At 71.6% G+C, this 14,495-nt stretch carries 12 protein-coding genes; 5 read left to right on the forward strand and 7 right to left on the reverse strand.

Going from position 1 to position 14,495, the window contains the following annotated elements; genetic code table 11:
- Window positions 1-96: 96 nt before the first annotated feature.
- Entirely contained in the window at window positions 97-840 is a 744-nt protein-coding gene (locus AB0G02_RS16275) for a hypothetical protein (RefSeq protein WP_360794445.1), read from the reverse strand.
- 22 nt (window positions 841-862) lie between these two features.
- The gene (locus AB0G02_RS16280; protein ID WP_360794447.1) at window positions 863-1,750 is read right to left on the reverse strand and encodes a lysozyme; all 888 of its coding nucleotides are present in this window, start codon (window positions 1,748-1,750) and stop codon (window positions 863-865) included.
- Between the two features lie 296 nt (window positions 1,751-2,046).
- Here AB0G02_RS16280 and AB0G02_RS16285 point away from each other — a divergent pair, with 296 nt between their 5' ends.
- Window positions 2,047-2,604, forward strand: coding sequence for a hypothetical protein (locus AB0G02_RS16285; protein ID WP_360794449.1), 558 nt, complete (start codon window positions 2,047-2,049; stop codon window positions 2,602-2,604).
- Window positions 2,605-2,724: 120 nt separating this feature from the next.
- Window positions 2,725-4,857, forward strand: coding sequence for a transglycosylase domain-containing protein (locus tag AB0G02_RS16290; RefSeq protein ID WP_360794451.1), 2,133 nt, complete (start codon window positions 2,725-2,727; stop codon window positions 4,855-4,857).
- Between the two features lie 51 nt (window positions 4,858-4,908).
- Here the strand turns inward: AB0G02_RS16290 and AB0G02_RS16295 are convergent, their stop codons facing one another.
- Complete coding sequence (locus tag AB0G02_RS16295) at window positions 4,909-5,673, reverse strand: DeoR/GlpR family DNA-binding transcription regulator (RefSeq protein WP_360794453.1); 765 nt, start codon at window positions 5,671-5,673, stop codon at window positions 4,909-4,911.
- Window positions 5,674-5,776: 103 nt separating this feature from the next.
- Here AB0G02_RS16295 and AB0G02_RS16300 point away from each other — a divergent pair, with 103 nt between their 5' ends.
- Both AB0G02_RS16300 and AB0G02_RS16305 read left to right on the forward strand, forming a co-directional pair.
- Complete coding sequence (locus AB0G02_RS16300; RefSeq protein WP_360794455.1) at window positions 5,777-6,517, forward strand: SIS domain-containing protein; 741 nt, start codon at window positions 5,777-5,779, stop codon at window positions 6,515-6,517.
- A 59-nt stretch (window positions 6,518-6,576) separates the two neighbouring features.
- Window positions 6,577-8,145, forward strand: coding sequence for a penicillin-binding transpeptidase domain-containing protein (locus tag AB0G02_RS16305; RefSeq protein ID WP_360794457.1), 1,569 nt, complete (start codon window positions 6,577-6,579; stop codon window positions 8,143-8,145).
- On the opposite strand, the gene AB0G02_RS16310 is transcribed toward AB0G02_RS16305, so the two are convergent.
- From AB0G02_RS16310 to AB0G02_RS16325, 4 genes are all read right to left on the reverse strand, one after another.
- The gene (locus tag AB0G02_RS16310; RefSeq protein ID WP_360794459.1) at window positions 8,142-10,091 is read right to left on the reverse strand and encodes an ABC transporter ATP-binding protein; all 1,950 of its coding nucleotides are present in this window, start codon (window positions 10,089-10,091) and stop codon (window positions 8,142-8,144) included. The genes AB0G02_RS16305 and AB0G02_RS16310 overlap by 4 nt on opposite strands.
- Window positions 10,092-10,612: 521 nt before the next feature.
- Window positions 10,613-11,428: an enoyl-CoA hydratase/isomerase family protein gene (locus AB0G02_RS16315; RefSeq protein WP_360794461.1), complete on the reverse strand. Its 816-nt coding sequence runs from the start codon at window positions 11,426-11,428 to the stop codon at window positions 10,613-10,615.
- A 66-nt stretch (window positions 11,429-11,494) separates the two neighbouring features.
- Complete coding sequence (locus tag AB0G02_RS16320; protein ID WP_331281546.1) at window positions 11,495-11,761, reverse strand: helix-turn-helix domain-containing protein; 267 nt, start codon at window positions 11,759-11,761, stop codon at window positions 11,495-11,497.
- 119 nt (window positions 11,762-11,880) lie between these two features.
- Window positions 11,881-13,509 carry an ABC-F family ATP-binding cassette domain-containing protein gene (locus AB0G02_RS16325; RefSeq protein WP_360794463.1) on the reverse strand — a complete coding sequence of 543 codons (1,629 nt, stop codon included), beginning with the start codon at window positions 13,507-13,509 and terminating at the stop codon, window positions 11,881-11,883.
- Between the two features lie 142 nt (window positions 13,510-13,651).
- On the opposite strand from AB0G02_RS16325, the gene AB0G02_RS16330 reads away from it, so the two are divergent.
- Window positions 13,652-14,425, forward strand: a complete 774-nt coding sequence (locus AB0G02_RS16330; RefSeq protein WP_360794465.1) for an SDR family oxidoreductase — start codon at window positions 13,652-13,654, stop codon at window positions 14,423-14,425.
- Window positions 14,426-14,495 lie beyond the last annotated feature (70 nt).

Raw genomic sequence — 14,495 nt, forward strand, 5'->3', positions numbered from 1 at the left:
CGTCGTCCGCAGCGACCGGACGTGCGCGGGGGCACGTCCGGCCGGGTGCGGACCTCCGTCGACGGCGCTGCCCCGACGGGCCGTGCGTCGAGGCGCTCAGGCGTTCGTCGGGCGTTGCTCCTCCGCGTCGGGCTGGACCACGGGCAGCGCGCCGGACGTGATGCGGGGCAGCGGCACGTCCACCGGCGACTCGGCCGCCACCAGCTCGGTGCGCGGCAGCTCGGTCGGCGCGAAACCGGTCGGCGCCAGGTCGGCCGGCGTCAGCTCCGTCGGCACCAGGTCGGCGGGCAGGAGCTGGGTCGGCGCGGGCTCCGTGTCCGAGGTCCACCGGTCCGGCGACTCCACGTGCCCGGCCAGCAGTGCGCGCGCCTCCGCCGTCGCCCGCTGCACGATCTCGCGAGCGCGCTGGTCGGCCTCCGCGAGCCTGCGCTGGGTCTCCTGCTCGGTCTCGTCGAGCAGCACGGCCTGCTGCCGCGCCACCTCCTCGGCCCGCTTGAGCATCTGCTCGCTGCGCTCCCGCGCGTCGGTCTCGAAGGCGTCCGCCTTCTGCCTGGCCACGTGCATCAGGTAGCGGATGCACCCGGACACGGCGTTGTCCTTCGAGTAGCCGGCGTGCAGCACCCGGTACTCGGCCAGTTCGCTGCGCGCCTCCTCCAGCTCCCGCACCAGGTCGTCGGCCGTGGCCACCGCGGCGTCCCGGTCCAACCGGAGCATCTCCAGCTCCTCGCGCAGCCGCTCGGCCTCCAGCCGCTCGCGGGCCAGCGCCGCGTCCACCTCTCGTCGGTCGTAGCCGCGCAACCGCACGCGGAACGGGTTGCCCTGGGACTTGTCGATGTGCATGGCTGCCGCCGTTCCGGACGACTCAGCCCCGGGCCAGCGCCACGAGGTCGTCCATGGTGCCGTTGAACAGGTTCTGGTCGATCGGGGTCGAGGAGTGCTGCCAGATGGCGTGCGCCGCCCAGCGGTGCGGCAACTGGCCGATGCTGTCGGCGTACCGGGCCACCCACACGGGGTTCGTCCCGGTGAAGTCACCGAGGCTGCCCGTGCACATGTCCCACCACGAGGTCGAGGTGTAGATCATCGGCCAGCGGCCGGTGCGGGCCTGGTAGGTCTCGCTGAACTGGCGGATCCAGGCCACCACCGCCTCCGGCGCGAGGCCGTAGCACTTGTCGTCGCTGTACGGGTTGTACTCGACGTCCAGCGCGCCGGGCAGCGTGCGGCCGTCGGCGGACCAGCCGCCACCGTGGTCCACGAAGTAGTTGGCCTGGGTGGCGCCGTCGGACCGGTCGGGCAGCGCGAAGTGGTACGCGCCGCGGACCATGCCGACGTCGAACGAGCCGGTGTACTGCTGGTTGTAGTAGGGGTTCTGGTAGCCGGTGCCCTCGGTGGCCTTCACGTAGGCGAACCGCCTGCCCTCGTTCCACCACTTCGGCCAGTCGACGTCACCCTGGTAGCTGCTCACGTCGATGCCGGGGACGGTGGGCCCGTCGACCTGCAACTGCGCCGCGTCGACCGGGTGCGCGCCCTCGTGCTTGGCGATCTGGGAACCCGCGGCGTGGTCCGACTGCTCCGCCGAGTAGGCGGCGGGGTGGGCGGCCAGGTCCGCGGGGTGGTCGGAGTGAGCGGACCGGGCGGGGCCCTCGGGCAGCGGCCGGGCCGCGGTCGCCGGGACGTGCAGGGCCGCCAGGCAGGCCAGCACCACCGCCGACGCGGCCGTTCGAATCGGCAACCTCTTCGATCGCGCCGGCATCGGGTTCCTCCCCTCCTCCGCCCGTTCCGCAGCGGAAGCCGTGATCATTTCCACGACGACCGCCGTGATCGGGTTCGTCGCACCTTTCGGACGGCTACCACCACCGCGCCCGGGACAACCTGGAGATGCTTTTTCCACCTGATCGAATGACAAATATCGTCTTTTGAGGCACGGGACGTGATCAGGCGGTCCGCGTCGGTGACGATCAATTCCGACACACCCCCGAGAATGCCGGCATGAAGTGACACTTACGGGGGCACTCACCCGATGAGCACGACGCACAGAAGGTGAGAACCATGACCTCGACGCAAGTGGACTGCTCGACGCAAGTGGACTGCCCGACCGAAGCGGGCCACCCGTCGTTGGTGGAGTCGTCGCCCGAGGGGGACGACCCCTCCCGGGTGGACCGACCGTCCTCGGTGGACACCCGGCCCGCGGCGGACCTCCCGACGCCGGTGGACCTCCAGACTCCCGTGGACCTCCCGCCCGCGGTGGACTGGGAGCCGTTCATCGAGTCGCTGCACGAGGCGGCCGGGCTCTGGGACCGGGGCCTGGCCTGCCGCGCCAGCCGACGCACCCTGGACGACGAGGTCGACGCCGACTCGCCGCGGGTCGTGCCGATCACCGTGGACGAGGCCGAGCGGTTGATGAGGGCCGTGGCGTTCCTGGCGCGGCGGCTGAGCGTGGCCGCGGAGTGCGTCGTGTACGTGACCGCCGAGTCGAGGCTGGAACCCACCGACGGCGACCCGGCGGCGCAGGCCGACGCGTTGTCGTTGACCGCGCTGCACGCCGCCGCGATGCGGCACGCGGCCGATCTCGCCAGCGCCGCGTTCAACCGGTGCGACGCAGCGTAGACATTTTCACGATCGGGTGAACAATGTGCGATCAAACGTCCGGCCGCCATTCTCCGAACCTTGCGGTGAACCCGGTTCCCCGGGCGTTTCCGCCGCCCTTCGCAGCGTAACTCCACCACCATGCGAACCGCGAGCCTGCTCAAACTGCTCGGCCTCTGCCTGGTGGCCGGGTTGCTGATCGCCGGAATGGCGCTCCCGGTGGTGGGCGCGGCCGGCCTCGTGTCGAACCGGGTGAGCGACCAGGTCGCCGCCACCTCGGTCAGCATGCTCGAAACGCCGCCCCCGCTGATGACGACGATCACGGACAAGGACGGCGTCCCGTTCGCCTACCTCTACGACCAGTACCGCGTGCTCACCCCCTCCGACAAGATCACGCAGGTGATGAAGGACGCGCTGGTCTCCGCCGAGGACCGGCGGTTCTACGAGCACGAGGGCGTCGACTGGCTGGCCACCCTGCGGGCCGCGCTGCGCAACCAGTCGGACGGCTCGGTCTCCCAGGGCGCGTCCACGCTCACGCAGCAGTACGTGAAGAACTACCTGGTGCACGTGCTCGGGCGGGAGAACGCCACCGGCCAGAAGGAGGCGCAGGAGCAGACGATCTCCCGCAAGCTCCGGGAGGCGCGGATCGCGATGCAGGTGGAGACCCAGCTGACCAAGGACGAGATCCTCACCCGGTACCTGGACGTGGTGCCGTTCGGCGGCACGATCTACGGCATCGCGGCGGCGTCGCAGGCCTACTTCAACACCACGCCCGACCAGCTCACCGTGCCGCAGGCGGCGCTGCTGGCCGGCATGGTCAACAGCCCGACGTTCCTCGACCCGGAGTCGCGGCCGGACAAGGCCATCGAGCGGCGCAACACGGTCATCGACCTGATGGTGGAGAACGGCAAGCTGTCCAGCGAGCAGGCCCAGGTGCACAAGCAGGCGCCGCTGGGCCTGGCGACCCCCGTGCGGCCCCTGCCCACGGGGTGCGTCGGGTCCGGACCCGAGTTCGGGTTCTACTGCTCGTACGTGATCAACCACCTGACCGCCAACGGCTTCTCGCTGAACGAGCTGAAGGTCGGTGGCTACACCATCCAGACCACCCTGGACCGCACGCTCACGCAGCAGGCCAAGCAGGCCGCCGAGGCGCAGGTGCCGAAGACGACGCCGGGCATCGCGAACACGGCGGCGGTCGTGCGGCCGGGCAAGGAGCGGCACGAGGTCGTGGCGCTGGTCGCCAACCGCGACTACGGGCTCAAGCAGGACCAGTTCCAGACCCAGTTCGACCTGCCCAGCGCGGTGGAGAACAAGTTCGGCGCGGGCTCGGTGTACAAGGTGTTCACGGCCGCGGCGGCGTTGGAGAAGGGCGGGTTGGGGATCGAGAGCGTCATCGACTCCCCCGGCTCGTACACCTCGCGCGTGTTCCGCGGCGGTGCGCCGGGGTGCCCGGGTACCGGCGAGCCGTCCACGTACTGGTACTGCCTGCGCAACCACGACGGCAGCTACCCGCCCCGGATGCCGCTGAAGGAAGCGCTGGCGACGTCCCCCAACACGGCGTTCGTGATCCTGGAGGAGAAGGTCGGGCTCGACAACGTGGTCGACATGGCGTACCGGCTGGGGATGCGCGACACGTTGGCGACCAACATCGCCGGCGTCCGGCCGGAGCCCAAGAGCAAGCAGAAGGAGCTGCGGGTGACGCAGGCCGACTTCTACAAGTCGGCCGGGAACGCGTCGTTCACCCTGGGCCCCGCGCCGACCAGCACGCTGGAGCTGACGAACGTCGCGGCCACCCTGATGTCGGGCGGCGTGTGGTGCCGCCCGACGCCGATCGTGAAGATCACCGACCGGCACGGGAAGGACGTGGCCTACACCGAGCCACCGTGCGAGCAGGTCGTGGAGGAGCCGCTGGCGAACGCGCTGGCGGTCGGGCTGAGCGGCGACGACAAGGAACGCGGCACGGCGGCGGCGGCGGCCAAGCAGTTCGGGTGGACCCGGCCGGCGCTGGGGAAGACCGGGACGACGGAGGACTACAAGTCGGCCGCGTTCATCGGGGCGACGCCGGACTACGCGGGCGCGGTGCAGGTGTTCAACGACAGCACGTCACCGACGGGCATCTGCGTGAACAGCGGCCCGCCCCGGCTGTGCGGCGAGGGTGACATCTACGGCGGCACCCTGCCCGCGAGGACCTGGTTCGACTTCATGATGAAGGCCCACGCCAACCTGCCGGAGAAGCCGCTGCCCCCGGTGGACCCGCGCTACCTCCGCCCCTGACCGCGCGGGCGGTCCGACTCCCGGGTCGTCCGCCTGCCGCCACCCGCGGCCTCACACGAGCCGCACGTCCACCCCGGCCTCCCGCACGCGCGCCACCTCGTCCGCCGGCGCGTCCGAGTCCGTGACCAGGACGTCGATCCGCTCCACCGGGCACACCCGGCCGAACGCGGTGCGCCCGAACTTCGAGCCGTCGATCGCCGCGACCACCCGCGCCGACGCCTCGACCGCCGCCTTCTTCACCGCACCCTCGGCCAGGTCGTGCGCCGACACGCCGTTGCGCGCGCTGAGCCCGCAGCTCGCCAGCACCATCGTGTCGAACCGCATCACCTGGAACGCGTGCTCGGCCAACGGCCCCACGAACGCCAGCTCACCCGGCCGCACGTCCCCGCCCGGCACCACCAGCCGCACGTCCTCCGCGCCCCGCAGGACGTCCGCCGAGTGCAGTGACAGCGGCAGCACGGTCATCCGCCGGTCGACCAGCCGCCGCGCCACCTCGACCGTGGTGCTGCCGCCGTCGAGCACGACCGTCTCGCCGTCGTCGAGCAGTGCCGCCACCGCACCGCCGATGCGCCGCTTGGCCTCCAGCCGCTGCCGCGACCGCGCCGCGTACGGCGTCTCCTCCCCCGTCAGCATGCTGACCGCCGCACCGCGCACCCGCCGCAGCAGCCCCTCGCGCTCCAACGCGTCGAGGTCGCGCCGCACGGTCATCTCCGAAGCGCCGACCAGCTCCGCCAGCACGCCGACCGCGACCCGTTCACCGCCCCGCAGGCGCTCGAGGATCACCTCGTGCCGCCAAGCAACATCCATGGTGTGCATGTGAACACCTGGCATGTTCGAACGTCAACACCCTGGCGGGTGGTGGCACGATCCGGTAGGACTTGGCACCACCGGAGTTTGGTATAGACCACTGGAGGAACGCATGACGACCGAGCCCGTGACCGACTCCGACTACGGCGACGTCGTGCGCACCCACCTGACCAGGGTGGAGCAGCAGAACGCGGCCGCCCTGGACGACGTGGCCGAACTGGTGCTGGCGAGCGTTCGGGCGGACGGCATGGTGCTCACGGCCGGCGCGGGGCACTCGCTCGCCGCGGTCGCCGAGACGTTCTACCGGGCCGGCGGCCTGGCCTGCGTCCGCCCGATCTACCACCCCGAACTGCTGCCCATGCACGGCGCGGTGAGCAGCACGGCCGCCGAACGCCGCTCCGGCCTGGCCGCCGAGGTGCTGCGCGAAGCGGGCCTGGCCGCGCACGACGTGCTGTTCGTCTTCTCCACCTCGGGAGTGAACCCGTACCCGGTGGAACTCGCGGTGCTCGCGGCGGACGCCGGCTGCCCGGTGGTCGCCGTCACGTCGGTCGCGGCGAGCGCGCTCGCACCCCGCCGCGCGGGCACGACGCTCGCGGAAGCCGCCACCGTGGTGCTGGACAACATGGTCCCGCCCGGTGACGCCACCTACCCGCCGGCCGACCCGGTCATCGCCGCCGTGTCCACGCTCGCGACCACGTTCCTGTGGAACCTGCTGATGGTGCGCCTGTTCGACAAGGCCGCCGAGGCGGGCGTGCGGCTGCCGCTGTGGCGCAGCGCGAACGTCGAGGGCGGCGACACCGCCAACGCCGACCTGCTGCGCAAGTACCAGACGCGGGTGCCCCAGCTCGGCTGAACCGCTTTTCACGATTCCTCCACACCACCGGGTTAACCTCCGATCCAGGGGGGATGTCCGTGAACAGCAGAACGAAGCGCTGGGTGCTGGCCGGTGGAGGCGTCACGGCGGTCGCCGTGATCGTCGCGGCCGCCGTGGTGCTGTGGCCGGGCGGCGAGCCGGAGGCCGTGGACGAGGCGGACCGGGTCGGTCCCGGTGTCGTCGCCCAGCAGTTCATCACCGCGTTGATGTCCGGCCAGGCGGGACAGGCGGCGGCGGTCACCGACGCGGCGGGCCCGGCGGGCGCGGCCATCGCCCGCACGCAGCAGGGCATGCCGGGGGCGTCGTTCAAGGCGCAGCTCGGCAAGCTGCCGCAGGTCGACGACAGCGCCACCACCGCGGGAGTCGACGTGGACGTCACGTGGACGTTGCCGGGCGGCGTGCCGCTCAAGTACCCGACCAAGGTCGACCTGCGCCTGGTGGACGACGCGTGGCGGGTGCACTGGGCCCCGTCCGTGCTGCACCCGCAGCTCGCGGAAGGCCAGAGCCTCGCCTACACCACGACGTCCGGTGACGGTGCGTTGCTCGACCGCACCGGCCAACCGGTGCCGCCGGGCTTCGCGCCGGTCGTCATGGACTCGGTGCGGCAGACCGTCGGCGCGTTGAGCGGCACGCCCGGCTGGCAGGTCGCCGTCGTGGACGCGGCCGGCGCACCGGTCACCGTGCTGCAGGAGCAGAAGGCCGAGCCCAAGCCGTCGATGACGGTCACGCTCGACCCGAAGACGCAGGCCGCCGCGCAGGCCGCGGTCGACCGGGTGGGTCAGTCCGCGATGCTGGTGGCGATCCAGCCGTCGTCCGGCGACATCCTGGCGGTGGCGCAGAACGCGAACGCGGGCCAGGGCCCGTTGTCGCTGCACGGCCACTACGAGCCGGGGTCGACGTTCAAGGTCGTCACGGCGGCGGCCGCGCTGACCAACGGCCTGGCCACGGCCGACACACCGGTGGCGTGCCCCGGCGAGGCGACCATCGGCACCCGGCGGATCACCAACGAGGACTCGTTCGAGCTGGGGACGGTGCCGCTGCACCGCGCGTTCGCCGCGTCGTGCAACACCAGCTTCAGCCGGTTGGCGGCGGACCTGCCCGCGACGGCGCTGCCGGAGGCCGCCGCGTACTTCGGCCTCGCGTCGGACTTCACCGTCGCGGGCATCACCACGAACACCGGCAAGGTCCCGCCCGCCGAGTCCGTGCCGGAACGCGTGGAGGCGGGCATCGGGCAGGGCCAGGTGCAGGTGACGCCGTTCGGCATGGCGCTGGTCGCGGCCACGGTCGCCAACGGCCGCACGCCCGTCCCGCAGCTGATCAGGCAGATCCCGACGGAGGGCGCGCAGCCGGCGGCGCTGCCGGGTGGGGTCGCGACGGCGCTGCGTTCGATGATGGGCGAGGTCGTGACCGGCGGCACGGCCCGTGAACTGGCCGGTTACGGCGCCGTGCGCGGCAAGACCGGCACCGCCCAGTTCGGTGACGGCACGCAGGCGCACGGCTGGTTCATCGGCTACCGGGGCGACGTCGCGTTCGCCGTGCTCGTGGTGAACGGCGGGTCGTCCGAGGCCGCGGTGGCCGCCACCGGCACGTTCCTCGGCGCGCTCTAGACGGCGGCCCGCTCCAGGTCCTCCGCGGTGGGCGGCTTCGCGCTCGGCTTCGCCGGGGCGTCCGGGTCTGTCGTCGGCACGTCCGGTGACGTGGGCGTTTCGTCGAACTGCGTGCGGTACAGGTCGGCGTAGCGCCCGTCGGCCGCGAGGAGTTCGGTGTGCGTGCCGCGCTCCACGACCCGCCCGTCCTCCACCACGAGGATCTGGTCGGCCGCCCGGATGGTCGACAGCCGGTGCGCGATCACCAACGCGGTCCGGCCGCGCAACGCCTCGGTCAGCGCGACCTGCACCGCGGCCTCCGACTCGGAGTCCAGGTGGGCGGTCGCCTCGTCCAGGATCACCACGCGCGGCCGGGCCAGGAGCAGGCGGGCGATGGTCAGCCGCTGCCGCTCACCGCCGGACAGCCGGTAACCGCGCTCCCCCACGACCGTGTCGAGCCCGTCGGGCAGGGTCTCGACGAGGTGGTCCAGCCGGGCGCGGCGCAGCGCGTCCCACAGCTCCTCCTCGGTCGCCTCCGGCCGGGGGTAGCCGAGGTTCGCGCGGATCGTGTCGTGGAACAGGTGACCGTCCTGGGTGACGACGCCGACCGCGCCGCGCAGCGACTCGAACGACAGCTCGCGAACGTCCACATCGGACAGTCGAATCGCGCCGGAGTCCGCGTCGTAGAGCCGCGGCACGAGCGAGGCGATGGTCGACTTGCCCGCGCCGGACGAGCCCACGAGCGCCACGAGCTGACCGGGCTCGGCGCGGAAGCTGATGCCGTGCAGCACCTCCTCGCCGCCGCGGGTGTCCAGTGTGGCCACTGATTCCAGTGAGGCGAGGGAGACCTTGTCGGCCGCCGGGTAGGCGAATCGGACGTCGTCGAACTCCACCGACACCGGCCCGTCCGGCACCCGGCGCGGGTGGTCCGCTTCGGTGATCATCGGCTTGAGGTCGAGCACCTCGAAGACCCGCTCGAACGACACCAGCGCGGTCATCACGTCGACCCGCGCGTTGGCCAGCGCGGTGAGCGGCGAGTAGAGGCGCGTCAGCAGCAGGGCGAGCGAGACGACCGTGCCGGCGGCGAGGTGGCCGGTGAGGGCGAGGTAGCCGCCGAGGCCGTAGACGAGGGCCTGGGCGAGCGCCGACACCAGGGTCAGGCCGGTCATGAACCAGCGCGTCGCCATCGCCGTGCGGACGCCGATGTCGCGGACGCGCGCCGCCCGGTCACCGAACTCGGCCGTCTCGGCCTCCGGTCGGCCGAACAGCTTCACCAACGTCGCGCCCGGCGCGGAGAACCGCTCGGTCATCTGGGTGGTCATGCCCGCGTTCAGCGTGGACGCCTCGCGCTGCAGGTCCGCCATCCGGCTGCCCATGCGGCGCGCGGGGATCACGAACACCGGCAGCAGCACCAGGGCCAGCGCCGTGACCTGCCACGAAAGGGTGAACATCACGCCGAGCGAGAGGCCCAGTTGGATGACGTTCGTGACGACGCCGGACAACGTCGACGTGAACGCCCGCTGCGCGCCGATCACGTCGTTGTTCAGCCGGCTGACCAACGCGCCCGTGCGCGTGCGGGTGAAGAACGCGATGGGCATGCGCTGGACGTGCTCGTACACGGCCCGGCGCAGGTCGTGGATCAGCCCCTCCCCGATGCGCGCCGACTGCCACCGCTCGACCAACCCGAGCGCCGCGTCCACCACCGCGATGGCCGCGATCACCACCGCCAGCCAGACGACGACGGACACCTCCCGCCCGCCCACGATGGCGTCCACGACCCGCCCGGCGAGCACCGGCGTGCTCACCGCGAGCACCGCCGACACCACCGTGAGCAGCAGGAACGTGACCAACTTCGCCCGGTGCGGGCCGGCGAACCGCAGAACGCGCCGGAACGTGCCGCGCCGCACCGACGCCGGCGCGTCGGACGCCCGCATGGCGCTGCGCATCAATCCCCAAGAACCGTCCACGACAGACAGCAACGCCGGCGACCCACCCGACGTTCCCGCCGGCACCCGACACAGCCCAAACCGCAACCCCGTCGCTGCCTGGACGGATCACAGCCACCGACCCACGGCGGCCCCTGACCAGCGCGGGCACCAAGTCGCTGGCAGGTACGGGACCGGCCGCAGGCACTAGGCGGCCGCAGGCACCTGGCCGGCGAGGGGGATGCGAGTGGCGTTGGCCAACGCAGTCATCACCGGGCACAGTCGCCGGCACCACCGGGCACAGTCGCCGGGTGCAGTTACCGGGCGCGGGCCGAAGGTCCGTGGTGTCGCGGTGTCGGGGTGACCGTCAGCGTGGGGTCGCCGGCAACGTGGCGTGGCGGCGTAGGGGTGGTCGTCGGCGTGGCGGGGGTCGGCGTGGCGGGGTGGTTCGGGGCTCGGTCATATCAACCGATGTACGGGAACAGTGTTTCCGTACATTTTCGGCCCGATCTCACCCGATCGTGTCCGACCTGGGCCCGTCGTGCCTGGTCAGCTAGGCCGGGTCAGCTCTGGCCGCCGGCCAGGGCGGACAGTTCCGCCAACCGCCGCAGCTGGGCCTCGCGCTCGTGCCGCAGCTGCTCCTCCTCGGACGCGCCGTCCGCCGCCGACGCCATCAGCGCCAGCGTCTCGCGCACGGCACCGGGCATGGGGCGCAGCACTTGGGCGACCAGCTCGTCCACCGCCGCGTCCAACTCCTCCGCGGGCGCGACCGTGTTCGCCAAACCGATCCTCAGCGCCTCCTCGGCACCGACCCGCCGCCCGGTCAGGCAGATCTCAGCCGCGCGCGAATACCCGACCAGGCGCACCAGTGGCAACGTGCCGCCCAGGTCGGGCACCAGACCGAGGGAGGTCTCGGCCATGCAGAACTTGGCGTCGTCGGCGGCCACGCGGAAGTCGCACGCGAGGGCGAGCTGGAAACCCGCACCGATCGCGTGCCCGCGCACGGCGGCGATCGTCACCCGCGCCGGGTCGCGCAGCCAGCGGAAACCCTCCTGGAACTCCGCGATCAGCGCCGCACCGGCCTCGGGTCCCCGCCGGGTGATCTCCGGCAGACCCGGCTCCCCCTCCACCGGGGCGCCCGTGAACATGCGCCGGTCGAGCCCTGCGGAGAAGGCGCGACCGGACCCCCGGACGACCACGACGCGGACGTCCGGGCCCAGCTGCTCCCCGATCGTCCGCAACGCCACCCAGGTCGACGGCGTCTGTGCGTTGAGCACATCGGGACGGTCGAGCGTGATCGTCGCGCGTGGTCCGTCGACGACGAGCCGCACGCCTCCGCGTTCCAGCAGGCCGGCGTCGATGGTGGTCGGTGCCGACATGCGTGAACCTCCGGGTTTCGTCAGGCGTCGTCTCTCCTCGACACCATGTGGTTACCGGAGGGTAGCTTACTTCTTCTTCGTGCGGGTGGCGCCACCGCGACCGCGCAGCTGCACACCGGACTCGCTGAGCACCCGGTGCACGAAGCCGTAGGAGCGCCCGGTGGACTCGGCCAACGCCCGGATGCTCGCGCCCTTTTCGTACTTCTTCTTCAGGTCAGCGGCCAGCTTGTCCCGCGTGGCGCCGGTGATCCGGGCGCCCTTCTTCAGGTCAGCCACCTTGTCCCGCCTTCCGTAGACAGCAGGTCGGGCCTTGAAAGCCCCTGTCGTCGCAATGATCGAACACGAAGACCAAGAACGCCAGGTGATCAAGCGAAATGATCTGCGAGCGGTCGTGTGATCACACAGAGTCGATCAGTGCTCACTTTGGGGATTGAAGCGCGGAAACCGTTGGCTCAGGCCAACTGCACGAGCTCCAGGTACTCCTGGGACCAGTGATCCTCGGTTCCGTCCGGCAGCAGGATCACCCGCTCGGGCTCAAGCGCCTCGACCGCTCCCGGGTCGTGCGTGACCAGCACGACAGCACCCTCGTAGCGGCGCAGCGCGTCGAGCACCTGCTCGCGGCTGGCCGGGTCGAGGTTGTTGGTCGGCTCGTCGAGCAGCAGCACGTTGGCCGCGCTCGACACCAGACCGGCCAGCGCCAACCGGGTCTTCTCGCCACCCGACAGCGTGCCGGCGGGCTGTTCGAGCTGCTCACCGCTGAACAGGAACGTGCCCAGCAACGAGCGCAGCTGCTGTTCGGGCACGTCGGGAGCGGCGTGACGGGTGTTCTGCCACACCGTCGCCTCGTGGTCGAGCGTCTCGTGCTCCTGCGCGAAGTACCCGAGCTTGAGCCCGTGACCTGGGACGACCTCGCCGCTGTCGGGGCGCTCCATCGAGCCGATCAGCCGCAGCAGCGTGGTCTTGCCCGCGCCGTTCAGCCCGAGGATGACCACCCGCGACCCGCGGTCGATGGCCAGGTCGACGCCGCTGAAGACCTCCAGCGAGCCGTACGACTTGCTCAGGCCCTCGGCGGTCAGGGGCGTCTTGCCGCACGGGGCGGGCTGCGGGAAGCGGATCTTCGCGACCTTGTCCGCCTGGCGCGTGTCCTCCAGGCCGGACAGCAGCTTCTCGGCGCGGCGGGCCATGTTCTGCGCGGCGACGGCCTTGGTGGCCTTCGCGCGCATCTTGTCCGCCTGCGCCATGAGCGCGCCGGCCTTCTTCTCCGCGTTGGCGCGCTCGCGGCGGCGACGCTTCTCGTCGGCGGCACGCGCCTCGAGGTACTTCTTCCAGCCCATGTTGTAGATGTCGACCTCGCCGCGCGTCGCGTCGAGGAACCACACCTTGTTGACCACGTCGTCGAGCAGCTCGACGTCGTGGCTGATCACGACCAGGCCGCCCTCGTGGGACTTGAGGAACCCGCGCAGCCACGCGATCGAGTCCGCGTCGAGGTGGTTGGTCGGCTCGTCGATCAGCAGGATCGTGCTGGACTTCGTGCCCACGCCGCCCTCGGAGGCGGCGAACAGGATGCGGGCCAGCTCGACGCGGCGGCGTTGACCGCCGGACAGCGTGCGCAGCGGCTGGGCCAGCACCCGGTCGGCCAGGCCCAGGTTCGCGCAGATGCGGGCGGCTTCGCTCTCGGCCGCGTACCCGCCGAGGGCGGCGAACCGCTCTTCGAGGCGGCCGTACTTGCGGACGGCCGCCTGGAGCTCGGTGTCGTCCACCAGCTCGGCCATCGTGGACTGCATCTTCTCCATGTCGCGGAGCAGCTGGTCCAGGCCTCGCGCGGACAGCACGCGGTCCTTCGCGATGACCGACAGGTCGCCCTCGCGGGGGTCCTGCGGCAGGTAGCCCAGCTCGCCGGTGCGCCGGACCTCGCCCGCGTACGGCTGGCCCTCGCCCGCGAGGACGCGGAGGGAGGTGGTCTTGCCCGCGCCGTTGCGGCCGACGAGGCCGATGCGGTCGCCGGGCTGGACGCGGAGGGTGGCGTCGGACAGCAGGATGCGCGAACCCGCGCGCAACTCGAGATCGGTTGCGGTGATCAAGTTTTACTCCGTGGTGTGGTCGTGCGAGGTCAACGGCGCGGACTGGCGCGGGACCTACTCGATCAAGACGACCACGGTTCCAGTCTACGGGGTGGACGCCACCGGATTATCGAGGTGTGTCCACCGGCATAGATTGCCCGGTATGACTTCGGACTTCACGGGCAGGGCGGCCCTGGTCACGGGCGCCAGTCGGGGCATCGGCTACGGCATCGCGCTGGAGCTGCTGACGCGCGGCGCGTCGGTGACGATCACGGCGCGCAAGGCGGAAGCGGTCGCGGAGGCGGCGGCCACGTTGGCGTCAACGGCCGGCGTGTCACCCGATCGAGTATTGGCGGTGCCGGGGAACGCGGGTAACGCCGACGACCGGGCGAAGGCCGTCGAGTCGACCGTGGAGCGGTTCGGCCGGTTGGACGTGCTCGTGAACAACACCGGCATCAACCCCGTGTTCGGGGCCCTGGTGGACGCCGACCTGGACGCGGTGCGGAAGATCTTCGACGTCAACGTGGTCGCCGCGCTCGGGTTCGTGCAGTTGGCGTGGAAGGCGTGGATGCAGGAGCACGGCGGGGCGGTGGTGAACATCGCGTCGGTGGGCGGGCTGCGGTCGACCGGCGTGATCGGGGCGTACGGGGCGAGCAAGGCGGCGCTGATCCGGTTGACGGAGGAGCTGGCGTGGCAGCTCGGGCCGAAGGTGCGGGTGAACGCCGTCGCACCGGCCGTGGTGAAGACCCGCTTCGCGGAAGCGCTGTACACCGGGCGTGAGGAGGAGGCGGCGTCCGGCTACCCGATGAAGCGGCTCGGGACGCCGGAGGACGTCGCCCGGTTGGTCGCGTTCCTGGCTTCGGACGGCGCGGAGTGGATCACCGGCGAGACGGTCCGCGTGGACGGCGGCCTGCTGGCCACCGGCACCCTGGGGTAGGGCCGGTCCTTCCGGAGGCCTGGAAACCTTCCAATGGCGGGGCTCGCGACCTGGCGAGTCCCGCCATTGC

It is taken from the genome of Actinosynnema sp. NPDC023658, from assembly GCF_040639995.1.
Taxonomy (GTDB): domain Bacteria; phylum Actinomycetota; class Actinomycetes; order Mycobacteriales; family Pseudonocardiaceae; genus Actinosynnema.

What these genes read in the sequence shown, in the direction of transcription:
- AB0G02_RS16275 (WP_360794445.1), bottom strand. Translation starts at nt 840, where the DNA reads ATGCACATCGACAAGTCCCAGGGCAACCCGTTCCGCGTGCGGTTGCGC.
- AB0G02_RS16280 (WP_360794447.1), bottom strand. Translation starts at nt 1,750, where the DNA reads ATGCCGGCGCGATCGAAGAGGTTGCCGATTCGAACGGCCGCGTCGGCG.
- AB0G02_RS16285 (WP_360794449.1), top strand. Translation starts at nt 2,047, where the DNA reads ATGACCTCGACGCAAGTGGACTGCTCGACGCAAGTGGACTGCCCGACC.
- AB0G02_RS16290 (WP_360794451.1), top strand. Translation starts at nt 2,725, where the DNA reads ATGCGAACCGCGAGCCTGCTCAAACTGCTCGGCCTCTGCCTGGTGGCC.
- AB0G02_RS16295 (WP_360794453.1), bottom strand. Translation starts at nt 5,673, where the DNA reads ATGCACACCATGGATGTTGCTTGGCGGCACGAGGTGATCCTCGAGCGC.
- AB0G02_RS16300 (WP_360794455.1), top strand. Translation starts at nt 5,777, where the DNA reads ATGACGACCGAGCCCGTGACCGACTCCGACTACGGCGACGTCGTGCGC.
- AB0G02_RS16315 (WP_360794461.1), bottom strand. Translation starts at nt 11,428, where the DNA reads ATGTCGGCACCGACCACCATCGACGCCGGCCTGCTGGAACGCGGAGGC.
- AB0G02_RS16330 (WP_360794465.1), top strand. Translation starts at nt 13,652, where the DNA reads ATGACTTCGGACTTCACGGGCAGGGCGGCCCTGGTCACGGGCGCCAGT.